Annotated in this window: 20 protein-coding genes; 10 read left to right on the forward strand and 10 right to left on the reverse strand. The window is 74.5% G+C overall.

What is annotated here, in order from left to right; all coding sequences use genetic code 11:
- Positions 1–245: 245 nt before the first annotated feature.
- Positions 246–449 carry a hypothetical protein gene (locus AB0I60_RS15800; RefSeq protein ID WP_360730148.1) on the reverse strand — a complete coding sequence of 68 codons (204 nt, stop codon included), beginning with the start codon at positions 447–449 and terminating at the stop codon, positions 246–248.
- 171 nt (positions 450–620) lie between these two features.
- Here AB0I60_RS15800 and AB0I60_RS15805 point away from each other — a divergent pair, with 171 nt between their 5' ends.
- Positions 621–1,826, forward strand: a complete 1,206-nt coding sequence (locus AB0I60_RS15805; RefSeq protein WP_360730151.1) for an FAD-dependent oxidoreductase — start codon at positions 621–623, stop codon at positions 1,824–1,826.
- Positions 1,827–1,859: 33 nt separating this feature from the next.
- Here the strand turns inward: AB0I60_RS15805 and AB0I60_RS15810 are convergent, their stop codons facing one another.
- Positions 1,860–2,330 carry a MarR family winged helix-turn-helix transcriptional regulator gene (locus AB0I60_RS15810; RefSeq protein ID WP_360730154.1) on the reverse strand — a complete coding sequence of 157 codons (471 nt, stop codon included), beginning with the start codon at positions 2,328–2,330 and terminating at the stop codon, positions 1,860–1,862.
- Positions 2,331–2,635: 305 nt separating this feature from the next.
- On the opposite strand from AB0I60_RS15810, the gene AB0I60_RS15815 reads away from it, so the two are divergent.
- The 6 genes from AB0I60_RS15815 to AB0I60_RS15840 all read left to right on the forward strand — a co-directional run bounded on the left by AB0I60_RS15815 (position 2,636) and on the right by AB0I60_RS15840 (position 9,471).
- Positions 2,636–3,625 (forward strand): hypothetical protein, encoded by a 990-nt coding sequence (locus AB0I60_RS15815; protein WP_360730156.1) that lies wholly within the window; start codon positions 2,636–2,638, stop codon positions 3,623–3,625.
- 25 nt (positions 3,626–3,650) lie between these two features.
- The gene (locus AB0I60_RS15820) at positions 3,651–3,971 is read left to right on the forward strand and encodes a hypothetical protein (RefSeq protein WP_360730159.1); all 321 of its coding nucleotides are present in this window, start codon (positions 3,651–3,653) and stop codon (positions 3,969–3,971) included.
- A gap of 39 nt (positions 3,972–4,010) precedes the next feature.
- Positions 4,011–6,188, forward strand: a complete 2,178-nt coding sequence (secD, locus tag AB0I60_RS15825) for a protein translocase subunit SecD (protein ID WP_360730162.1) — start codon at positions 4,011–4,013, stop codon at positions 6,186–6,188.
- Positions 6,185–7,369: a cation:proton antiporter gene (locus AB0I60_RS15830; protein WP_360730165.1), complete on the forward strand. Its 1,185-nt coding sequence runs from the start codon at positions 6,185–6,187 to the stop codon at positions 7,367–7,369. The genes secD and AB0I60_RS15830 overlap by 4 nt, the downstream gene beginning before the upstream one ends.
- A gap of 140 nt (positions 7,370–7,509) precedes the next feature.
- Positions 7,510–8,241, forward strand: a complete 732-nt coding sequence (locus AB0I60_RS15835; protein WP_360730168.1) for a hypothetical protein — start codon at positions 7,510–7,512, stop codon at positions 8,239–8,241.
- 69 nt (positions 8,242–8,310) lie between these two features.
- Positions 8,311–9,471: a lactate 2-monooxygenase gene (locus AB0I60_RS15840; RefSeq protein ID WP_360730171.1), complete on the forward strand. Its 1,161-nt coding sequence runs from the start codon at positions 8,311–8,313 to the stop codon at positions 9,469–9,471.
- Here AB0I60_RS15840 and AB0I60_RS15845 read toward each other — a convergent pair.
- The 4 genes from AB0I60_RS15845 to AB0I60_RS15860 form a co-directional block, all read right to left on the reverse strand.
- Positions 9,443–10,276: an ESX secretion-associated protein EspG gene (locus AB0I60_RS15845; RefSeq protein ID WP_360730174.1), complete on the reverse strand. Its 834-nt coding sequence runs from the start codon at positions 10,274–10,276 to the stop codon at positions 9,443–9,445. The genes AB0I60_RS15840 and AB0I60_RS15845 overlap by 29 nt on opposite strands.
- Complete coding sequence (locus tag AB0I60_RS15850) at positions 10,273–11,634, reverse strand: hypothetical protein (RefSeq protein WP_360730176.1); 1,362 nt, start codon at positions 11,632–11,634, stop codon at positions 10,273–10,275. Before AB0I60_RS15850 ends, AB0I60_RS15845 begins: the two co-directional genes overlap by 4 nt.
- A gap of 2 nt (positions 11,635–11,636) precedes the next feature.
- Complete coding sequence (locus AB0I60_RS15855; protein WP_360730179.1) at positions 11,637–12,236, reverse strand: DUF3558 domain-containing protein; 600 nt, start codon at positions 12,234–12,236, stop codon at positions 11,637–11,639.
- Positions 12,237–12,348: 112 nt separating this feature from the next.
- The gene (locus AB0I60_RS15860; RefSeq protein WP_360730182.1) at positions 12,349–12,645 is read right to left on the reverse strand and encodes a hypothetical protein; all 297 of its coding nucleotides are present in this window, start codon (positions 12,643–12,645) and stop codon (positions 12,349–12,351) included.
- Between the two features lie 135 nt (positions 12,646–12,780).
- On the opposite strand from AB0I60_RS15860, the gene AB0I60_RS15865 reads away from it, so the two are divergent.
- Positions 12,781–13,644 carry a hypothetical protein gene (locus AB0I60_RS15865; RefSeq protein ID WP_360730185.1) on the forward strand — a complete coding sequence of 288 codons (864 nt, stop codon included), beginning with the start codon at positions 12,781–12,783 and terminating at the stop codon, positions 13,642–13,644.
- Here AB0I60_RS15865 and AB0I60_RS15870 read toward each other — a convergent pair.
- Both AB0I60_RS15870 and AB0I60_RS15875 read right to left on the reverse strand, forming a co-directional pair.
- Entirely contained in the window at positions 13,626–14,300 is a 675-nt protein-coding gene (locus AB0I60_RS15870) for a helix-turn-helix domain-containing protein (protein WP_360730188.1), read from the reverse strand. The two genes, AB0I60_RS15865 and AB0I60_RS15870, sit on opposite strands and share 19 nt — an antisense overlap.
- Positions 14,297–14,983, reverse strand: coding sequence for a carbon-nitrogen hydrolase family protein (locus AB0I60_RS15875; protein WP_360730190.1), 687 nt, complete (start codon positions 14,981–14,983; stop codon positions 14,297–14,299). The genes AB0I60_RS15870 and AB0I60_RS15875 overlap by 4 nt, the downstream gene beginning before the upstream one ends.
- Positions 14,984–15,070: 87 nt before the next feature.
- Here AB0I60_RS15875 and AB0I60_RS15880 point away from each other — a divergent pair, with 87 nt between their 5' ends.
- A complete protein-coding gene (locus tag AB0I60_RS15880; RefSeq protein WP_360730193.1) occupies positions 15,071–15,622 on the forward strand; it encodes a GNAT family protein in 552 nt (183 codons plus the stop codon).
- A gap of 19 nt (positions 15,623–15,641) precedes the next feature.
- Here AB0I60_RS15880 and AB0I60_RS15885 read toward each other — a convergent pair whose 3' ends face one another.
- Positions 15,642–17,312 carry a bifunctional 3'-5' exonuclease/DNA polymerase gene (locus AB0I60_RS15885; RefSeq protein ID WP_360730195.1) on the reverse strand — a complete coding sequence of 557 codons (1,671 nt, stop codon included), beginning with the start codon at positions 17,310–17,312 and terminating at the stop codon, positions 15,642–15,644.
- A 135-nt stretch (positions 17,313–17,447) separates the two neighbouring features.
- On the opposite strand from AB0I60_RS15885, the gene AB0I60_RS15890 reads away from it, so the two are divergent.
- On the forward strand, positions 17,448–19,985 hold the full coding sequence (locus AB0I60_RS15890) for a hypothetical protein (protein WP_360730198.1): 2,538 nt from the start codon (positions 17,448–17,450) through the stop codon (positions 19,983–19,985).
- A gap of 41 nt (positions 19,986–20,026) precedes the next feature.
- Here AB0I60_RS15890 and AB0I60_RS15895 read toward each other — a convergent pair whose 3' ends face one another.
- Positions 20,027–20,950 carry a proline dehydrogenase family protein gene (locus AB0I60_RS15895; RefSeq protein WP_360730201.1) on the reverse strand — a complete coding sequence of 308 codons (924 nt, stop codon included), beginning with the start codon at positions 20,948–20,950 and terminating at the stop codon, positions 20,027–20,029.
- Position 20,951 lies beyond the last annotated feature (1 nt).

Genomic DNA, 20,951 nt, shown 5'->3' on the forward strand with positions numbered 1-20,951 from the left:
GTGGTCGGTGCTCACGGCTTCGATACTGACACCACCTACCCGCGAGTAGGAAGAGGTGGAGGGCGATCGGCCGTCCACGCCGGGTCGGCGGCGCGCGGCGCGGGATCGGCGGACGGGCCTCAAGCACCGCGCCGAACCGGCCGACAACCACACCGACGCGCACGTCCCGGACCGCCGCACGACGCGCGGGCAGGCCGGGGGAACCCGAGGAGTCGAGGTCGCTGGACGCGGAGCCCGAGCCGGGATCAGTTCTCCGGCATCCCCGAGGCGTTCACCACCGCGTCGCGCAGGGCCGCCCGCAGCCGCCCCACCTCCAACGGGGTCAGCACGGCGGCCTCGCCCGGCGGCACGGTGACCACCACGTGCCCCTGGCTGACGAACACGGACATGTCACGGCGACGGGATGCGATGTCGCGGCAGGAGATCTGCCACTCCTTGCCTGTACCCACGGCCCTGGACCTCCCACTGTCTCGACACGGGCGCTCGGACCAATCCGGGCGCTCGCGGAGGTGAGACGCACGCGGGTTGGTGCCATGACGGGGAATCCCGCCGGGCGACCGTGCCGAGCTGTCGATAGCGTCGCACGGAGTCATCACTCCAGTCACCTGGGAGGGTGAAAAATGGCTGAACCGCAACGGATCGTGATAGTCGGATCGGGCCTCGCCGGGGCCTCCGCCGCCGGCGCGTTGCGGGACCGGGGGTACGACGGGGAGCTGGTGCTCATCGGGCGTGAGACCCACCGGCCGTACGAACTGCCCGCCCTGTCGAAGGAACTGCTGCTCGGCAACGCCGAGAGCCCCCATCCCGTGCACGAACCGGACTTCTACGAGTCCCGCGCCGTGGACCTCCGCTTGGGTGTCGAGATCGCCGAACTGCGTCTCACCGACCGGGCGGCCGTGGACACGAACGGAGTAGCGCACTCGTACGATCGATTGGTGCTGGCGACCGGCTCGACGCCGCGCACCCTCCCGGTCCCCGGCGCGGACCGGGCCCGCCCGCGCACCCTCCGCACGGTCGAGGACTCGGTGGCCCTGCGCGCGGCCCTGGTCGAGCGCCCGGAGGTGGTCGTCGTCGGCGCGGGCTGGATCGGCTGCGAGGTCGCCGCGGCGGCCCGGTCGCACGGGGCGGTCGTCACGGTGGTCGACCCGGTGGACCTGCCGCTGCGCCGGGTCCTCGGTCCCGTGGTCGGCGCGGTGTTCCGCGACCTGCATGAGCGCAACGGCGTCCGCTGGCGGCTGGGCGTGGGCGTGGACGGGTTCGTCCCGGGCGGCGTCCGGCTGGCCGACGGCACCGAGGTGCGCGGCGACCTGGTCGTGCTCGGCGTGGGCGCGAAGCCGAACACCGGGCCGGCGGAGCGGGCGGGTCTCGCCGTCGCGGAGGGCGGTGTGGCCGTGGACGCGGCGCTGCGGACGTCGCACCCGGACGTGTGCGCCGTCGGCGACATCGCGGCCCACGACCACCCCCGCTACGGCCGCCGGGTCCGGGTCGAGCACTGGGCGAACGCCAGGGGCCAGGGCGAGCACGTCGCGGGCACCCTGCTCGGCGCGGACGAGCCGTACTCGGCTGTCCCGTACTTCTTCTCCGACCAGTACGACCTGGGCATGGAGTACCGGGGCCTGGCCGACGCCGAAGAGGACGAGCTGGTGGTCCGGGGCGACCTGGGCAGCCGGGACTTCACCGCGTTCTGGCTGCGCGAGGGGCGGGTCCGGGCGGCGATGAACGTGAACCAGTGGGACGACGGAGAGGCGTTGCAGCACCTGGTCGACGTGCAGGCGGCCGTCCCGCCCGAGCAGTTGCGCACGGCGTCCCTCTCGGACCTCGCCTGACGGGGGCCCGCCGGACCTCGACCCGGTCGGAGTTCAGAGGCAGGAACCGCTGTCCGGCCCGTGGTCGGACAGGATCAAGCGCTGCAACAGCGCGCGCAGGGCGTGCGCCTCGGCCGGTTCCAGGCCGGCGGTGAACCCGGCTTCCACCCGCACGTGGAGCTTCTCCACCTCGGCCTGGACCGCGCGCCCCCGCTCGGTGATCACCGGCACCCGGACGCGGCGGTCTGCCGGGTCGGGCTCGCGCACGATCAGCCCGGCCCGCTCCAGCCGGTCGAGCTCGGCGGTCAGCGTCGTCTTGTCCAGGCCCAGCGCCTGGCCCAGGGCGAGCTGCGAGCGCCGGAACTCCTCGCTGACCAGCGCGCTGAGCACGAGCTGGCCCCGGGTGGTGACGCCGTGCCGCGCCGCCGCCTGCTGCGCGGCCGACCCCAGCTTCTGCGCGGCCCGGTGCAGCAGCCAATTCAGGCCGGATCGGGCGACGCAACCGGCGTCGACGGGCGCGTTCATGACACCGATGATACGCAGGAACCGGTCACATCCCGGATGAGAACATCTTGACTCGGAACAGATCTGTCAATACCTTCTCGCGTAAGAACTCCCCTGGAGGAGTCGCGGCGATTGCTGCGCTGTTCGCAGACCAGGAGAACGGAATTGGTGCACTCCCCGACAAGCGCTTCGTGATCGTCGCCGGCCGACCCGCCTGCCCCACCGGTCACCGCACTGAGCGCTCGGACGACCCGACTGCCGTTGGTCACCCGATCGGGAAGCCGGTCGGCGCTGTCACACTGTCGGCGAACGTCCGGGAGGTGCGGATGACCGAGCCCATCGCCGCCGTCGTGGTCCGCGCGGCGGAGCTCACGGCTCGGGGGTTCCCGCAGCGGGCCATCGAGCTGTTGCGGCCCGCCCTGGCCGCCAACCCGCTGCACGCCGAGGCGTGGTGCCGACTGGCCGCCGCGCACCTGGACGCCGGGCAACCCGACCCGGCCCTGGACGCCGCCAAGCGCGCCCTCGTGCTCGACGGCGACCACGCGTGGGCGCAGCGGCTGGCCGCCCTGGCGTTGAGCGAGCTGGGCCGGCACCCGGAGGCCGTGGTCGCGGCGCGCGAGTGCGTGCGGCGCAAGCCCGGCGACTGGCGGTGCCAGGTCGTGCTGGCCGAGGTGCTGTCCGCCGCACCGGACAGCCGGCGCGAGGCCGTCGACGTCGGCCGGGAGGCCGCGCGGCTCGCACCGACCGAGGCGCGCGCGTTCCAGGTGCTCGGCGACGCCGCGCTGCGCGTGCGGGACTGGGGCACGGCCGAGTGGGCGTACCGGGGCGCGCTGCGGCTCGACCCCGCCGACGAGGACGTGCGCGCCAACCTCGCCACCGTGCGGCGCAAGCGCTCCGCCGCGCCCGGCCCGCCCGCGGGTGACGCGCTGACCGCCGCGCACGCGCTGATCCGGCCCGCGCTGTCGCGGCTCGCGGTGCTGCTGGTCGCGGGCGGGTTGCTGCTGCTGCTCGCCGGGATGCCGAAACCGACCCCGCTGCTCGGGTGGTTCGCCGGGGTGCTGGTCGTCGGGGTCGCCGCAGTCGTGCTCCAACTGCTGGTGCGCGCCCCGCGCGCGGTGCGCCGGGCGCTGCCCGCCGTCATCCGGCACCGGCCGCTGGTCGCCGCCGCCACGACGATGTTCGGCATCGCCGCGCTCGTGCTCGCCGGGTGGGCGGTCGCGCTGTTCCTCGGCGCGACGACGATGCAGCCGCTCGTCGTCGCCTGGCTGTGCGCGCTGGTCGGCGGATCGGTCGTCGTGCTGGGCGGTGGCCGCTAACCTGGTGGGCGGAGAGGGGGCGGACGTGACGCGGTTGGTGATGCTCCTGGCGCTGCTCGCCGGGTTCGTCGTCGCCGGTCCCGCGCACCACCACCCGGTCGACCTGATCTCCGTCTCCGCCACCGTCGACGCCGCGCACCTGCCCGGCACCGCCACCCGCGTCGTCGCGCACCCCGTGCAGCAGCAGGGCCACCTCGGCCAGCCGCTGGACGGCGTGCAGCCGCCCGTGCACGTCCCGCCGGAGCCCCGGCTGGCCGAGGACGTCGTCGACCCGACCCACCGCACCCCCGAGCGCACCGGCCAGGCCCCGCTCGGCGAACGCGCGCCACCCGCGCACCTCCGGTAGTCGCACCCCACACCCCCCGACCCCGGAGGTCACCTCGCCATGCCACGCTCCTCAGCGCGGCGGGAACTGCTCGTCCGAGGGCTGCTGTCCCTCGGCGTTCTCGCCGCGTCCGCGTTCATCCTGCTCACCAGCCAACCGCGCCTCGGCCTCGACCTGCGCGGCGGCACCCAGATCGTGCTGGAAACCCCGTCCGAGGCCACGTCCGACAACACCGACCGGGCCGTGGAGGTGCTGCGCCGCCGGATCGACGAACTCGGCGTCGCCGAACCGGTCCTCGCCCGCTCCGGCGACCACCGGATCGTGGTCGAGCTGCCCGGCGTGCAGGACCCGGCCGAGGCCATCGACGTGCTCGGCCGCACCGCCCAACTCGCCGTGCAGCCCGTCACCGGACCCGGTGACACCCCCACCGGGGACCCCGGTGACTCGGTGTCGCTCGGCCCGGTCGCCATGACCGGCGAGGGCATCAAGGGCGCGCAGGCGTCACCCAACCAGCAGGGCGCGGGCTGGCAGGTGACCGTCGACTTCCAGGGCGACGCACCGGCCACCTGGCAGCGGGTGACCGGCGAGGCCGCCTGCTTCGCGCCCGGCGACCCGCAGCGGCGGGTCGCGTTCGTGCTGGACGGCAAGGTCGTCTCCGCGCCGCAGGTCGACCCGTCCGTGCCCTGCCGCACCGGGATGGTCGGCGGCAGCACCCAGATCACCGGCAAGTTCGCCAAGGCCGAGGCCGAGGAGCTGGCGCTGGTCATCCGGTCCGGCGCGCTGCCCGTGCCGGTCGAGGTGGTCGAGCAGCGGACCGTCGGCCCGACGCTCGGCGCGGAGGCCATCGAGGCCAGCAGCCGGGCGGCCGTCGTCGGCATCGCGCTGACCGGCCTGTTCCTGATCTTCACCTACCGGCTGGCCGGGCTGCTCGCGGTGCTCGCGCTGGTCGGCTACGCGGGCCTGTCGTACGCGGCGCTGCTCGCGGTCGGGGCCACGCTGACCCTGCCGGGCCTGGCCGGGTTCGTCCTGGCCATCGGCATGGCGGTGGACGCGAACGTGCTGGTCTTCGAGCGGTCCCGGGAGGAGTACGCCCGCCGCAAACGCTTGCCCAGGTCCGTGGACCAGGGGTTCAAGGGCGCGTTCAGCGCGGTCGCGGACTCCAACGTCACCACGCTGCTCGCCGCCGGGCTGCTGTTCTGGCTGGCCACCGGACCAGTCAAGGGGTTCGGCGTCACGCTGTCCATCGGCGTCCTCGCATCGCTGTTCAGCGCCCTGGTCCTCACCCGCGTGCTGCTCCGGCTCGCCATGCCGCTGCTGGAGCGGCGACCGGCGTGGAGCGGCCTGCACGACCTCGGCCGCGTCCGGACGTGGCTGACCGGCCGGGGCATCCGGCTGTTCCGGCGGCCGGAGCGGTGGCTGCTCACCGCCGGGGTCATGCTGCTGGTCGCCCTGGGCGGGTTGTTCGCGCGCGGCCTGGAACTGGGCGTCGAGTTCACCGGCGGCCGGATGTTCGACTACACCGCGTCCGGCGTGGACGCGGGCGAGGTGCGCGCCGAGCTGACCGCCGCCGGCTTCGGCGACGCGGTCGTCGCCACCTCCGGCGACACCGGCGTGTCCGTGCGCACCGGCCCGATCGACGAGGCCGCCGCCGCGCGCGTCACCGAGGCCGTGAACAAGGCCACCGGAGGGGCGCAGCAGGTCAGCAACGAGCTGATCGGGCCCAGCCTCGGCGCCGAGCTGCGGCGCAACGCGCTCATCGCGCTCGCCATCGCCGTCGCCGCGCAGCTCGCCTACCTGGCCGTGCGGTTCGACTGGCGGCTGGGGGTGGCCACGGTCGTCGCGCTGGTCACCGACGTCGTGGTGCTCGTCGGCGTGTTCGCGTGGCTGGGCAAGACCGCCGACGGCGTTTTCCTCGCCGCGCTGCTGACGGTCATCGGCTACTCCGTCAACGACTCGGTGGTGGTGTTCGACCGGGTGCGCGAACTGCGCAGGGCACGCCTGAAGGACCCGTACGCCGACGTGGTCGGGACGGCCGTGCTGCAGACCGTGCCCCGGACCGTGAACACCGGGATCGGCGTGCTGTTCGTGCTCGCCGCGCTGCTGGTGCTCGGTGACGGGTCGCTCGCCGACTTCGCCACCGCGCTGCTGGTCGGCGTCGTGGCCGGCACCGTCTCGACGGTGCTCACGGCCGCGCCCGTGGCGATCCTCCTGGCGCGGCGCGCGGAGGGCCGTCGATGAGCACGGGGCACGCGCTGCTCGCGGTCGGCGGGGCGTTCCTCGCCGCCGGGCTCATCGGCCGCGCGGGCGTCCGGATCGGACTGCCCACCATCCCGCTGTTCATGGTGGCGGGCATCCTGTTCGGCCCCCACACGCCCGGCCTGTCGCTGGTGAGCGACCCGAGCGAGATGGGCGTGCTGGCGGGGCTCGGCCTGGTGTTCCTGCTGTTCTACCTCGGCCTGGAGTTCTCGGTGGACGACCTGGTCGCCGGCGGGCGCAGGCTCGCCCTGGCCGGCACCGGGTACCTGGCGCTCAACATCGGCGGCGGGCTGGCGTTCGGGTTCGTCCTCGGTTGGGGCACCCGGGAGGCGCTGGTCGTCGCCGGCGCCATCGGGATCTCCTCGTCCGCGATCGTCACCAAGCTCCTGGTCGAGGCCCAGCGGCTGCGCAACCCCGAATCGCGCCTGGTCATGGGCATCATCGTGATCGAAGACGTGTTCCTGGCCCTGTACCTGGCGGTGCTCCAGCCGGTGCTCGGCGGGACGTCCGGCGTGCAGGCGCTGCTCGACTTCGGCAAGGCGTTGCTGTTCCTGGTGGTGCTGGCCGCCATCGCCCGCTGGGGCGGCCGGGTGGTGACCCGGCTGTTCGGGTCGGCCGACGACGAACTGCTGGTGGTGTGCTTCGTCGGCGTCGCGGTGACCGGCGCGGCGGTGGCGCACGAACTGGGCGTGTCCGACGCGATCGGCGCGTTCATGGTCGGCGCGGTGCTCGGCGGCTCCGGCGTCGCACCGCGCGTGCACAAGCTCGTGCTTCCGCTGAGGGACGCGTTCGGCGCGCTGTTCTTCTTCATCTTCGGGCTGAGCATCGACCCGAACGCGGTGGGCGGCGTCGTGGTGCCGGTGCTGGCGGCGGTGGCGGTGACCATCGTGCTCAACCTCGGCGCGGGCCTGGTCGCGGCGAAGCTGCACTCGTTCGACCGGCAGCAGGGCGTGGACATCGGCCTGACCGTGCTCACCCGGGGAGAGTTCTCGCTGGTGCTCGCGGCCATGGCGGTGACAGCGGGCCTGGACTCCCGCGTCGCCCCGTTCGTGGCGGGGTACGTGCTGCTGCTGGCCGTGATCGGTCCGTTGGCGGTCCTGCGCTCCCACCGCCTGACGTGGCTGCTGCCGAAGTCCCTGTTCCGCCGGGACGCGACGACCTGAGCCCGGGGAGGTGCGGAAGCGGGCGCGATCTCCACGGGAACGGCCGACGACCTCCGGATCGGTCGCTACCTTGGTCCGGGACCACCGGTGCCGGCCGGTGGTCCCGGTTCGGTGCGTTCCCCTGGTGAGACGGTGGTCGAATGGCGGCTTGGGCTTCGCTCGTCGTGTCGTTGCTCGCGTTGGCGGTTGCGGCGGTGACGCTGTGGCGTGCCCAGTTGTCGCCGTTCCGGCTGATCGTCACGGCCGACCGGGTCACCCTGCGCGTGCACCGGATGGAGTCCGACGACGAGTCGTGGCTGTTGCCGCACTTCGCGCTGTCGGCGGGCTTCACCAATTCCGGCACGCAGGTCGGGCGGGTCCTCGGAGTCCGCGTCGTGCTCCGCTACACCTCGCTGCCCATCCCGGACGCGTACGAGGTGTTCCCCTGCCACGGCGAGTACGACCCGGTGAAGTACGAGGCGCACAGCGGCCTGCGGTCCACGATGATCACCGAGGCCAAGCTTGACGACTTCATGCCGTTCGTCGTCCTGCCCAAGACCACCGTGGCCAAGTTCTACGTCTTCTCCGTCCGGTGGGACAGACCGGTGCGCCAGGCGGAGATGCACCTGGACCTGGAGGTGCTGCACGACCGGTCCGGCGACTGGACGTCGACGCACACGTGGCGGCTGTCCATGTCGGGCTGGGCCTGGAACACCGTGGAGGAGGGCGCGTCGTTCGGCTTCACCGCCGAGGGCGGCGCGTCGAAGCACTCGGCACCGGACGTTCACCCGTCCGACCTGCACAAGTACACGTTGGACGAAGAACTCCTCGCCGCCCCCACCGAACCGGTGCGCGTCCGCGAGACCACGCCGTCCCCCGGCGAATCCGGCTGACGCCGTGGTTGCAGTCCAGGCCGGGCGGGCAGAGCATGATCGGTGCGGGACGGCCGCTGTGGAGGACGGATGACGGGCTTCGCCGGGTACCAGAACGAGATCTACCTGCAAGGGCTGGCGGGCAGCCGGCCGCCGTTCACCACCGACCCCGAGGGGTTGGAGGCGTCGGCACGGGAACGGCTCGGGCCCGGTCCCTTCTGGTACGTGGCGGGCGCGGCCGGGGGCGGGGCCACGGCTCGGGCCAACCGGGAGGCGTTCGACCGGTGGCGGATCGTGCCCCGGATGCTCACCGACGCCACGCAGCGGCACCTCGGGACGTCCGTCCTGGGCACGGCGTCGCCCGCTCCCGTCCTGCTCGCGCCCGTGGGCGTCCAGTCGATCCTGCACCCGGACGGCGAACTCGCCACCGCCCGCGCCGCCGCCGAGTTGGGGGTGCCGTTCGTGCTCTCCACGGCCTCGTCGCACACCCTGGAGGACGTCGCCGAGGCCGCCGGCGACGGGGCCCGCTGGTTCCAGCTCTACTGGCCCAACGACCCCGACGTGTGCGCGAGCATCCTCGGCCGCGCCCGCGCAGCCGGGTACCGCGTGCTCGTGGTCACGCTGGACACCTGGACGCTCGCCTGGCGCCCGCACGACCTCGACCAGGGCTACCTGCCGTTCCTGCGGGGCGTCGGCACCGCGATCCCGTTCTCCGACCCGGCGTTCCGGGCAGGGCTCGCGGCGGCGCCCGAGGACGACCTGCCGATGGCGATCCTGCGCTGGGTGCAGTTGTTCACCGGCACCGACAAGTCGTGGGACCAGTTGGCCTTTCTGCGCGAGCACTGGGACGGGCCGATCGTGCTGAAGGGCGTCCAACACCCCGACGACGCGCGCAAGGCGGTCGACGCAGGTGTCCAGGGCGTCGTCGTGTCCAACCACGGCGGGCGGCAGGTCGACGGCGCGGTCGGGTCGCTGGACGTGCTGCCGGAGATCGCCGACGCCGTCGGGGAGCAGGTCGAGGTGCTGTTCGACTCCGGGATCCGCAGCGGCGCGGACATCGTGAAAGCCCTCGCCCTGGGCGCGAAGGCGGTGCTGGTGGGGCGGCCGTTCGCCTACGGGCTCGCGCACGGCGGGCAGACCGGTGTGCGGCACGTGCTGCGCAGCCTGCTCGCCGACTTCGACCTCACCCTGGGGCTGTCCGGGCACCGCAGCCCGGCCGAACTCAGCCGCGAGGTGCTGCGTCCGCGCTGAGCTGCCGCATCCGGCTGTGCAGAGTGGCGGGATCGGCGGGCTGCACGGTGATCCACGGGGTCCCGTCGCCGCCCTTCGACCTGGCCGACACGTACCGGCCGGTGATCGTGTCGAAGAACGTCAGCGGCGCGGCGCAGCGCTGTCTGCGGCCGTGCCGGTCGCGGTGGGCCACGTACACCTGGCCGCCCCCGGTGCGCTTCTCGGCCAGCAGCCTTCGGACCGCCTGCACCTCGGCCACCTGGTTGCCGGTCGGTCGGCCGGCCTGGAGGAACGAGCCGCCGTCCTCGTCGTTGAAGCGGGGCCGGTTCGGTGTGTCCTCCACGGCGTCCGCAGGCAGCGACAGCACGCCGCCGCGACCCGGCCTCGCCTCCGGCAGCGCGGACAGCAGCGACTGCACGGCGTCCTGCGCGCGGATCGGCTCCAGCACGAAGTGCTTGTCCGGGCGGAGCACCACGCGCAGCGCGTCGTCGCCGGAGCGCACCACGAGCGCGCTGCGCGTGTCACCACCGTCGTGGTTGAAGAACGCGTAGTACTCGGTGCCGGCGTCGGCGATCAGCCGCAGCGACCGCGCCAGGTCGGCGTGCACCTGCTGGCCGCGTGCCAGCCCGAGCCGCTCCAACTCGCCCCACGCACGCCGCGCGAGGTCCGCCAACCCGCTCACGTCACCCTCGGCCACCCGCTCCTCGTCGAAGTCGACGTCGGTGAGCAGCGCGTTGTGCAACGTCGACAGGCCCTCGGCCTGCCACGCGGTGTAGAGCGCGACGACGGGGAGCGCCACCTCGGTGCGCAGCACGGTGCCCCTCACTCCCCGATGACCGGCGGGGCGACCATCGTGCCGTCGTCGAAGATGTCGTCCGCGCCTTGGAGGTACGGGGCGGACTTGTGCTCGACGTCGTCCTCGCCCTGCCCCTTGCCGGCACCCGCGCCCATAGCGCCCATGCCTGCCATGCTGGCCATGCCACCGGGACCACCCCGACCGGCCGCTCCGGCACCACCCGGCCCGAACCCGCTCTGGGGGCCGAACCCGCGCTCACCGGGCGCCACGCCGGACGCGCCGCCGGGTCCGAACCCACCGGGCCCGAACCCGCCCGGTCCCGGGCCGGGGACACCGGGCATCCGCCCGCCGCCACCGCCGGGCCCGCCACCGGGGATGCCGCCCATGCCGCCACGCCCGCCACCCGGCCCACCACCGGGGCTGTTGGCGGCGGGCAGCCGCACGGGCGGGATGGCGGGGTTGCGCGGGGAGATCGGGGGGATGCGGGGGTTGTTGCGGTTGCGGGGGTCGTTCGGGTTGCGCGGGTCGTATGGCATCCGGGGGTCGAACGGGGGGAACCTCGGGTCGTTGGGCGGCGGGGGCTGCACGCGCGGCGGGTCGACGTTGAGCGGCGGTGGCACCGGCCGCTCCGGCACGTCGGCGAACGACGTGCGCGTGGTGCCGTCGTCGTTGCCACCGGGCGGGTTCGGCGGCGGCACGGTCGGCTCGCCCCACTGCGTCCGGGTGTCGTCGCCCCCGGACGAGTCGTCCCCGTTCCGCCCCTTGGGCTCGACCGGCTTCGGCTCCCACTCCTTCGGCCGTTCGACGATCGGCGGCTCGACCCGCTCGTCGATCCCCGCGCCGACCTCGTCCGGCGACTGGAATGTCGGCATGGCCGCACCGGCGGCGTTCGCGGCCGTGCCGTAGGTGTTGAGCACCCGCATGTTCCGGGAGTTGACCTCCTGGCTCTTCTCGACGGCGTCGTCGTAGTCGGTGTCCCACGGGACGCCGTCGTTGTACCAGGGCTTGTCCGGCACGTCGACGGGCTTCTCCACGGAGTTCCGCGCCAGCCGGAAGGAGTCGCTGATGTCCGACGTGCTCGTGCTCGCCGAGTGCGCGCTGGTCCCGGCCGCCTCCGACCAACTCGCCAGCGGTGTCGTGGACGCCCGCGCCTGGTCGCCCGCCGCACCCTCCCAGGACGCGCCCGAATCGCGCACCGCCTTGTTGATCAAGTAGGCGATGTCCACATGGTCGCGGTTGACCTGCTCCCAGTCCCGCTGACTGGCGTCGGTGGTCTGCTCGGGGCCCTTGCCGTCCTTGAACCAGCCGTAGATCTTGTCCGCGCCGACTCCCAACTGGAGCAGCGCGAAGCCACCGAGGTCCATGTCCACGTTGCCGGGAGGAGCCATCGCTACCCCTTCAGGTTCCCGACGATCGTCGTGGCCACCCGCTCGGTGGTGCCACAGGCATTGTCGTCGTTGAGCTTGTCGTTCTTGCCGATGTTGCCCTGGACGAGGACGGCTTCGGTGTCCGATGTGCCGAACGCGGTGCTGCAGTTCCGCTTGCCGTCCGCGCTGTCGAACGACACCGCCGGACGACCGGCGACCTTGGTCTCCCTGGCCACCGGGAAGCCGGTCTTCGTGTTGCCGATCAGGTCGTCGATGCTGGTGCCCTTGACCATGAAGGTGATCTCGAAGGTCGAGTTCGCCAGCACGTCCTTGCCCTGGTAGGTGCAGCTCGGGCCCTGCTCGCCGGTCGTCTCGGGCTTCGCCTCGCGGAACGTGGTGAGTTCCGCCTGCTGGGCCTGGGTCAGGATGGCGCAGGGGTTCGCCAGGTACTTGCCCAGGTCCAGGTCGGACCCGCCGGACGGCTTGCCGGAGGTCGTGGTCGAACCGGCGGCGGAGGTCGCGCCCGGCGCGGGGGTCGGGTTGCCCTTGCTGGTCGTCATGCAGGCGGTCAGGGCCGTCAGGGCCGCCCCCGCCACCAGGACCGCGCGGAAAGTGCGAGTCAACGAATTCAGTCCTTCGGCTTCAGTGCGTCGGCAGCCGCCGAGTCCGTGGCCTTGTACTCGTCCAGCGCCTTCTGGATGTTCTCGATCGTGTTCTCCAGCGCCTTCTGCGCCTTCAGGTTGGCCCATCCGTAGCCGCCTTCCTCGTCACCCGCGGTCTTGCGGATGGTGAGGGTGGCGATACCGCTGTAGACGTCTTTCCCAGGGAGTTCGCGGCGGTGATCCGCTCGGCCGTCCGCTTCGTTTCGAGCAGCTTTTCCAGCGCCTGCTTCAGGCCGTCGATGAGCCGTTGGGCCTCGTCCGGTTCGACGAAGAACCTCGTCCGGGTGGACACGAAACCCGCGCCGGGCCCCTTTGCGACCGTGTCGGCCACGAAACCCAGCTTCGCGCCACCGCCCCCGGCGTCCAGCATCGCACGCGCTCCCCTCACGCAGACCGGGCGTCAATGATGGCACAGGGGGCGGGGTGTGGCCGGGGGTTCGACCGGCTCGGGTGGACGTCCGATTCGTTCAAGACCGGCGGGTGCCCGGGTGCTTAGGGTCGGGGCATGATCGGAGCAGCGAGGTCCTTTGTCCACCACCACGCCCGCGTGCTGGAGCAGCGGCGGTTCGCCTTCCTGTTCGACGGTGGGCCGGCGGAACCCGTGGTGACCGCCCTGGCGGCCTACCGCAACGACGACGGCGGGTTCGGGCACGCCCTGGAGCCCGACGGGCGCGGGCCGTCCAGCCAGCCGCTGCACACCTACACCGCCGTCAGGCTCGCGCACGAGGTCGGGGACGACCGGTTCGCGGCGGATGCCGCCGATTTCCTCGGCTCGGTGGCCAACGCGGACGGCGGGGTGCCCAACTGCCTGGTCACCGCGCGGGACGACCCGCGCGCGCCGTGGTGGGAGGTCTCCACCGACAGCGACCTGCTGATGACGGCGCTCGCCGCGAGCGCGCTGCACCAGACCGGTGTCGAGCACCCGTGGCTGGACCGGGCCTCGGCGTACTGCTGGCAGCGGATCGACGGGTTGGGCAAGACCCACCCCTACGAGGTCAACGCGTGCGTCCAGTTCCTCCAGCACGTCCCGGACCGGCCCCGCGCCGAGGCGGCGGCGGCGCGGTTGGGCGAGATCGTGCGGGAGCAGGGGTTGGTGGACCTCGGCGAGGGGCAGCGGACCGAGGGGTACGCGGCGGGGGAGACGCACAAGCCGCACGACTACGCCGCCACGCCGGACAGCATCGCGCGGGCGTGGTTCAGCCACGACGAGGTGGCGCGCGACCTGGACGACCTGGAAGCGGCCCGGCGCGACGACGGCGGATGGGCGTTCCCGTGGCCGGCGTGGACGCCGGTCACCGAGTTCGAGTGGCGGCCGATCGTGACGATCGAGGCGCTGCTGACCCTGCGCGCCTACGGGCGGATCAGCTGACCCAGCGGTACGCCGGCCAGGTCCTTCACCTCGCGGGACAGGTGTGCCTGGTCGGCGTAGCCGGTGCGGTGGGCGATGTCGGCGAACGGCACGCCCGCCCACGCCAGCTTCACCGCCCGGTCGAAGCGCAGCACGCGGTGCAGCGTCTTCGGGCCGTAGCCGAACGCGTCGAGGCTGCGGCGGTGCAGGTGGCGGGTGCTCAGGCCCAGGTCGTCGGCAAGGGCCGCGACCGGCGTGCCCGCCGCGCCGGCGATCGCCCCGGTCACCGGGTCGGGCGGGGTGGCGCGCAGCCGCCGGCGGGCCGCGTCCGCGAGCACCGCGCACGGGTCGTGCGCGACGGCCAGCGCCTCCTCCAGCTCCGCCACGCCGTCCCACAGCTCGGCCAGCGGGACGCGCAGGTCGCGCAGCACGTGCGCGGGCACGCCGAGCGCGGACGGGCCGACACCCGGCCCGAACCGGACGCCGAACACCTCGCCGGGACCGAGCGCGGTGACGTGGCCGGTGGTGTCCGGGCCCGCCACGACCAGGCCGCCACCGCGCGTGAAGACGATGTCGGTGCGGCCGTCCGGCACGACCCGGCCGGACGTCGCCACGTCCGACGACCGCTCCCAGACGCAGTCCAGGCCGGCGGCGGCCCGTTCCCGGTAGCCGCTCACGGCCGGGTGAGGGTCGCTCGGGCGATGCCGGGGTCGCGGCCGAGCCGGGCCACAGGTGCGCCGCCCGGCCGCCACACGCCGCTGCCGCCGAACGTGTCGTAGCCGCCGGTGCGCCCGGTGTACTGCGCGGTGACCGCCCACATGCCCAGGTCCGTCGCGTGGCCCACCTGGCGCGCGAGCCGGTCCTCGGAACCGGTGGGGTACAGGGCGCTCACCACGTACGCGTCCGCGCCGCCCGCCGACACCTCGACCGCGTGCGACGGCACCGCCGCGTCGTAGCAGACCGCGAGCCCGAGCCGCCACCCGTCGACGTCCAGCAGCAGGTGGTGCCCGCCGGGCGCGAACAGGTCGACCTCGGGGCCGTGCAGGTGGCGCTTGCCGTAGTGGCCCGGGGTATCGCCGTCGGGACCGATCACGACGGTGGCGATGTGCGGTCCGTCCGGAGTGGACAGCGGGGCGCCGACCAGGGCGTAGGCGTCGTGCGCGGCGCAGGCGGCGCGGATCGGTGCCCAGTGCGGGTCGTCCTCGGTGATGACCGAGGCCGGGTCGAGGTCGTAGCCGGTGAGCGAGAGCTCCGGGAACACGCAGACCCGCGCGCCCGCCTCGCCGATCAGCCGGGCGTGGGCGGCGGCGTTCGCGGCGAGACCCGGTTCCGGGGTGGTCTGGATCGCGGCTACCTGCACGGACACCAGCGTAGTCCGGCCCGGGTGCGGTGCCGGCGGGTCCAATTCGGATGACTGCTCCGCCGCGTCGTGCTGCAATGACCGACCGTGACCGAACTGGCTTACCCGGAGCCGCTCACGGACGGCGTCGTCCGCGTGCGGCCGTGGCACGACGGCGATCTGCCGTGCGTGGAGCAGGCGTCCGAGGACCCCAGGATCCCGCAGGGCACCACCGTCCCCGTGCACTGGACACCCGAGGCGGGCCGCGCCTACATCGCCCGCCAGCACGCACGGCTCACCTCGGGGGAGGGGTGGGCGCTGGCGGTCGCCGACCAGCGCACCGACCGGGCGGTGGGGCACGTCAACCTGATGCTGCGCCCGCAGGCGGGTGTCGCCGGCATCGGCTACTGGATCGTGCCCGGTGCCCGGCGGCAGGGTTTCGGCTCCCGCGCGATCGCGCTGATGACCGCCTGGGGCCTGGGCGCCGGCGGCTTCGCGCGCGTCGAGGCGTGGGTCGAGCCGGACAACGTCGCGTCGCAACGGGTGCTGGAGGACAACGGCTACCTCCAGGAGGGGCGGCTGCGCAGCTTCCTCACCTTCGGCACCCGCCGCGCCGACGTGTTCGTCTACTCCCGGGTCCGGGCGATCGCTGCCGGGTAGGTCTCCGGCGCACGGGCGGTCACTTCGCGTCGGCGTAGGCGGCTACCGGGGTGGCGTTGATCGGGAAGCGGACCGGGGTGTCGCCGAACACCAGGCGGGACGCCTCCTCGCCCGCGGCGGTGATCTCGGCGCAGACCTCGGCCGCCACCTCGGCCGGGCTGTGCACCAGGACCTCGTCGTGCTGGAAGAAGACCAGGTGGGCCTCGGGCGCGGTGCGGTGCAGCCTCCTGCGCAGCGCGCCCAGCAGGGCGGCCGTCCAGTCGGCGGCGCTGGCCTGCACCACGAAGTTGCGGGTGAAGCGGCCCCACTCGCGGGCCGCGCGGCGGGACTGGCGGGCGGCGTCCTCGCCCTCCTCGGCGCTGCCCGTGGTCGCGTGCCACGCCTCGGACGGCGGCGGGCTGGTGCGGCCCAGCCGCGACCGGACCACCCGGCCCTGCTCGCCGGCCGTCGCGGCGGCTTCCACGTAGCCCACCGCGTCCGGGAAGCGGCGGCGCAGGACGGCCAGCAGCGCGCCCGCCTCCCCGCTCGTGCCGCCGTACATCGCGGACAGCATGGCGACCTTCGCGCGGCCCCGGTCGCCGTCGAACGCGTCCGCCGCCAGGGTCGTGTACAGGTCGGTGGCCCCGGACACCTCGGTCAGCCTGCGGTCGCCGGACAGCGCCGCCAGCACCCTCGGCTCCAGTTGGGACGCGTCGGCGGCCACCAGCCGCCACCCCGGGTCGGCCAGCACGGCGCGGCGCAGCGTGCGCGGGATCTGCAACGCCGCCCCGCCCCGGGTCGCCCACCGCCCGGACACCACGCCGCCCACCACGTAGTCGGCCCGGAACCTGCCCCCCGACACCCACTGGTCCAGCCACGACCAGCCGTGCGCGACCCACAGCCGGGCCAGTTCCTTGTACTCCAGCAGCGGAGCCACGGCCGGGTGGTCGACGTCCTTGAGCACCCACGCCCGCGCCGACGGGACCTCGATGCCCTCGCGGCCGAACGCCCGCACGATGCCCGGCGGGTGGTCCGGGTTGACCGCGCGCCCGCCGAACGCGGCGGTGATCCGGTCCGCCAGCTCGGCCAGCCGCGCCGGCCGGGCACCCGGGACGGGACGCGGCCCCAGCAGCTCGACCAGCAGGTCCTCGTGCACGTCGGCCCGCCACGGCAGCCCGGCGTGGGTCATCTCGGCGGCGGCCAGGGCACTGGCGGACTCGGCGGCGAACAGCAGCCGCAACGGGTCGGCGTGCGGCAGGGCGGCCACGGCCCGCTGCTGCGCGGCGTGCACCGCGACGACCGCCGCGAGCGGGTCCTCCGCGCCCGGCAGCGGCTCGCGCTCCGGTTCGAACAGGGTCGGCTGGGTGTCGCGCTTGCGCGGGCCGTGGTCCTCCGGCACGGGCAGGCCGCGCAGCCGCGCGACGGCCGCGCCGAGCTCTTTCGGCTCCCGGTGCCGGCCCTGGTAGGCGAGCAGCAGCGACTCCACGTGGTGCAGGTCGAGGCAGCGCTCCACCCGCACGCCCCGGGCCAGCAGGCCGGGGTAGACCTCGGCGGTGGCGGGCCACAGCCAGCGCGGGCCCGAGCGCTCCAGCTCCGCCACGGTCGCGGCCAGGTCGTCCGTGCGCAGCACGGGGCCCTCGGGCACGCCGGCGTCGGAGAGCAGCCGGACCTCTCCGGCGTTCTCCGCGTGTGACACCAGGGCCGCGAGCACGCCTCGAATTGTGCACCGGGGGTACGACATCGCGGGTCGCCCGACGTCGCGGCCGGACCCGGCGGGCGCGCGCCGGCGGTGTCGCCGGTGAGGGACACCCGTTCGTGGCGCGGGCCTGCGGGCAGTATGTCCCCCGTGGAACGGATCCTGTCCCCCGGCGAGCTGCTGGACGCCCGGCACGAGGTGGTGCCCTTCCACGGCCGGGCCCGGGAGTCGGCGGCGCTGGCGCGCTGGCGGGACGGGGCCGAGCCGGCGTCGCTCCTGCTGCTGCACGGGCCGTCCGGGGTGGGCAAGACGCGGTTGGCCGGCCGGTTCGCCGACGACGTCCGGGTGGTCGACGACGCCGAGCTGGTGCCGTGGCCCGAGCTGGTCCGGCTGCTGCGGGAACCGGTCGGCCGGGCGCGGGTGCTGCTGGTGGCGCGCGGCACCGGCTGGTGGTGGTCGGCGGTGCGCCAGCGCGCGGGCGACCTCGACTACACCTCGGCGGACCTGGCGCTGGCGCCGTGCCCGGAGGAGCACGCCGCGTCGTTCGCGTCGGCGTGCGCGCACTTCGCCGACTTCCTCGGCCGTCCGCGCCCCACCGCCCCGGCGCCGGTCGCCGAGACCTTCCACGACCTGCACCTGGCCGCGCTGGCGGTGGTGCACGGCTCGCCCGCCGACGACCCGGTGGAGCGGGTGCGCTGGCTGACCGACGCCGACCCGGCCGCGCCCGCCACCCGCCGGCTGGCGGAGGACGCGCTGGCGGTCACCCTGCTCGACGAGCGGATCGAGCCCGAGCGCACCTCGGACGCCCTCGAGACCCTGCTCGGTGCCGCCGCGCGCTGGCCGCACGCTCTGCACCGCGCCGAGCGGCTGTTCACCGCCGACCCGGAGCTGGTGTCGGTCGTGGGCGCGGCACCGCTGACGCTGCTGGCCGAGCGCCCGGAGCCGGCCCGGGCCATCGCGCGCCAGGTGTTCCAGGACCCGCGCTTCCACGGCGACGCGCTGCCCGCCGTGCTCACCCGGACCCTGCTGCGCGACGGCGCGCGGCGCGCGGCGAAGCCGGAGCTGGCCGAGCTGCACGGGATGCTCGGCGCGCGGGCGGCGCTCGCCGCGCTGCGCGAGGAGGCGGTGCGGGCCGCCCGCGCGGAGGTCGCGCTGTACCGGGAGCTGGTCGCCCGGGACCCGGTGGGGTACCGGGCGGCGCTCGCGGACGCGGTGGGCGACCTCGGGCTGCGGCTGATCGCCGTGGGCCGGGACGGCGAGGCGCTGGCCGCCGCCGAGGAGGCCGTGGCGCTGTGCCGGGAGGCCGCCGAGGCCGACGAGGGGGGCACGCCGCAGCTCGCCGCCGCGCTGGACCGGCTGGGGCTGCGGCACGCGGCGCTGGGCCGGCGCGGCGAGGCGCTCGCGTCGGTCAGCCAGGCCGCGCTGCTCCACCAGGAGCTGCACCGGCTCGACCCGATGCGGTTCGGGCTGGACTTCGCCAAGGTCACCCACCACCTGGCGGTGCGGCTGTTCGACGTGGACCGGCAGGCCGAGGCCGGTGACGCGGCGCGGTGGGCGTTGCTGCGGTGGCGGCAGGTGGCGGACGCCGACCCGCGCTACGAGGCCGAGTTCTCCCGCACGCTGACCTCCGTCGCGGCGCTGCTGTCGACCTTCGGGCTGCCGGAGGAGGCTGCGGCGGCGGCCGGCGAGTCGATCACCGTGCTGCGCCGGCTGGCGTCGGCCAACCCGCGCGACTTCGAACCGGAATTGGCCGCCTCGCTGGCGCACCTGGGCACGCTGCTGCACCGGCTGGGCCGCCCGGAGGAGGCGCTGGCGGCCTCCCGCGAGGCGGTCGGGCTGGGCCGGCGTGCCGAGGGCGGGCGCGGTGGCGCGGTGCTGGCCGAGGCGCTCGGCCGGCAGGCCGACCTGCTGGCCGGCCCGGAACGGGTCGTGGCGGCGGTCGAGGCGGTGGACCTGTTGCGCCCCTTGGTCTTCCGGTCCCCGATGACCCACCAGGTGGAGTTCGCGGTGGCCCGCGCGCGGCTGGCGCGGCTGCTGCTCGACGAGGACCCGGGCGCGGCGCTGCGGATCGCGGGGGAGGAGCTGACCGGTCGGCGGCGGCTGCCGCGCCGGCTGCTCGTGGCCGACGGGGGCAAGCTCGCGGCGCAGTGGCGGGCGCTGGCCGACGCGCTGGCCGGCCAGGGGCACCGGGAGGCGGCGCTCGGGTTCGCCGAACGCGTCGCGGTGCTGTGGCGGGACCTGGTCGGACGGCACCGGGGCGCGTCGGTCGGGTACCCGCTGGCCGTGCACCGGGTGGCGGAGCTGGCGCACGTCGGCGGGAGCCCGCAGGCGCTGCCGCTGGCCCGGCAGGCGGTGCTGGCGTGGCGGCTGACCCGGACGCCGGACGAGCTGGCCACCGAGCTGCGCTACGCGGAGTCGCTCTCGCTGTACGCGCGGCTGTGCGCGGAGTCCGGGCGGGAGCTGGACCGGGCGCTGAGCGCGGCGCACCGGGCGGTGCTCGTGCTGCGCGACGGGCGGGCCGCGCCGGACCGGTTCGCGCACGGCGTGCAGGCCGTGGAAGCGGTGGTCCGGGCGCACCCCGACCCGCAGGCCGCGCGCGCCCGGACCCGGGCGATGGTCACCCGCGACTGGCCGACTGCCGAGCCGGCACCGGACGCCTGGCCGCGCCCTGCGCTGGACGAAGCCTGACCACGGCCGGCTGCCGGTGCCACCCGGCAGCCGGTGCCGCCTCAGCCCTTGGTCAGCATGGCGCGCAGGAAGAACGCCACGTTGGCCGGGCGCTCGGCCAGCCGCCGCATGAAGTAGCCGTACCACTCGTCGCCGTAGGGCACGTAGACCCGCATCCGGTTGCCGGCGGCGGCGAGCCGGCGCTGCTCCTCCGGCCGGATGCCGTACAGCATCTGGAACTCGTAGCTGTCCTTCGACCGCTCCGAGGCCAGGTCGGCGGCGATGGCGATCAGCCTCGGGTCGTGCGAGGCGACCATCGGGTAGCCCTCGCCGGCCATCAGCACCTTCAGGCAGCGCACGTACGACAGGTCGACGTCCGCCTTGTCCTGGAACGCGACCGACTCCGGCTCCTGGTACGCGCCCTTGCACAGCCGGACCCGCGACCCGGCGTGCGCCAGGTCCCGGCAGTCCTGCTCGGTGCGCTTGAGGTACGCCTGGAGCACCGCGCCGACCCACGGGAAGTCGACGCGCAGCTCGCGCAGGATGCCCAGGGTGGAGTCGGTGGTGGTGTGGTCCTCCATGTCGAGGGTGACCGTGGTGCCCACGACCCCGGCGGCGGAGCAGATCCGGCGCGCGTTCTCCAGGGCGATCTTCTCGCCGTCCACGGGCAGGAACTGGCCGACCGCCGACAGCTTGACCGACACCTCGGCGCGGTCGGCGTAGCCCGCGCCCTGGAGGCGGCGCAGCAGTTCCAGGTACGCGTCGACGGTGGCGGTGGCCTGCGCCGCGTCGCGGGTGTCCTCGCCGAGGTGGTCGAGCGTGACCAGCCGGCCGTCGGCGAGCACCTCGCCGGTGGTGGCGATCGCGGCGGTCACGTCGTCACCGGAGATGAAGCGCTTGACGACCGGCCGGGTCAGCGGCGTGCGCTCGACGAGCCCTCGGATGGCGCCGGAGCGCGAGGCGGCGAGCAGTGTGGAGCGGAGCATG

The organism is Actinosynnema sp. NPDC050436 (genome assembly GCF_040655415.1).
GTDB lineage: Bacteria > Actinomycetota > Actinomycetes > Mycobacteriales > Pseudonocardiaceae > Actinosynnema.

Bases quoted from the DNA above. Each gene is read 5' to 3' on its own strand.
- AB0I60_RS15865 (WP_360730185.1), top strand. From the start codon at position 12,781: ATGATCGGAGCAGCGAGGTCCTTTGTCCACCACCACGCCCGCGTGCTG.
- AB0I60_RS15895 (WP_360730201.1), bottom strand. From the start codon at position 20,950: ATGCTCCGCTCCACACTGCTCGCCGCCTCGCGCTCCGGCGCCATCCGA.
- AB0I60_RS15835 (WP_360730168.1), top strand. From the start codon at position 7,510: ATGGCGGCTTGGGCTTCGCTCGTCGTGTCGTTGCTCGCGTTGGCGGTT.
- AB0I60_RS15810 (WP_360730154.1), bottom strand. From the start codon at position 2,330: ATGAACGCGCCCGTCGACGCCGGTTGCGTCGCCCGATCCGGCCTGAAT.
- AB0I60_RS15840 (WP_360730171.1), top strand. From the start codon at position 8,311: ATGACGGGCTTCGCCGGGTACCAGAACGAGATCTACCTGCAAGGGCTG.
- secD (WP_360730162.1), top strand. From the start codon at position 4,011: ATGCCACGCTCCTCAGCGCGGCGGGAACTGCTCGTCCGAGGGCTGCTG.
- AB0I60_RS15815 (WP_360730156.1), top strand. From the start codon at position 2,636: ATGACCGAGCCCATCGCCGCCGTCGTGGTCCGCGCGGCGGAGCTCACG.
- AB0I60_RS15850 (WP_360730176.1), bottom strand. From the start codon at position 11,634: ATGGCTCCTCCCGGCAACGTGGACATGGACCTCGGTGGCTTCGCGCTG.
- AB0I60_RS15805 (WP_360730151.1), top strand. From the start codon at position 621: ATGGCTGAACCGCAACGGATCGTGATAGTCGGATCGGGCCTCGCCGGG.
- AB0I60_RS15830 (WP_360730165.1), top strand. From the start codon at position 6,185: ATGAGCACGGGGCACGCGCTGCTCGCGGTCGGCGGGGCGTTCCTCGCC.
- AB0I60_RS15860 (WP_360730182.1), bottom strand. From the start codon at position 12,645: ATGCTGGACGCCGGGGGCGGTGGCGCGAAGCTGGGTTTCGTGGCCGAC.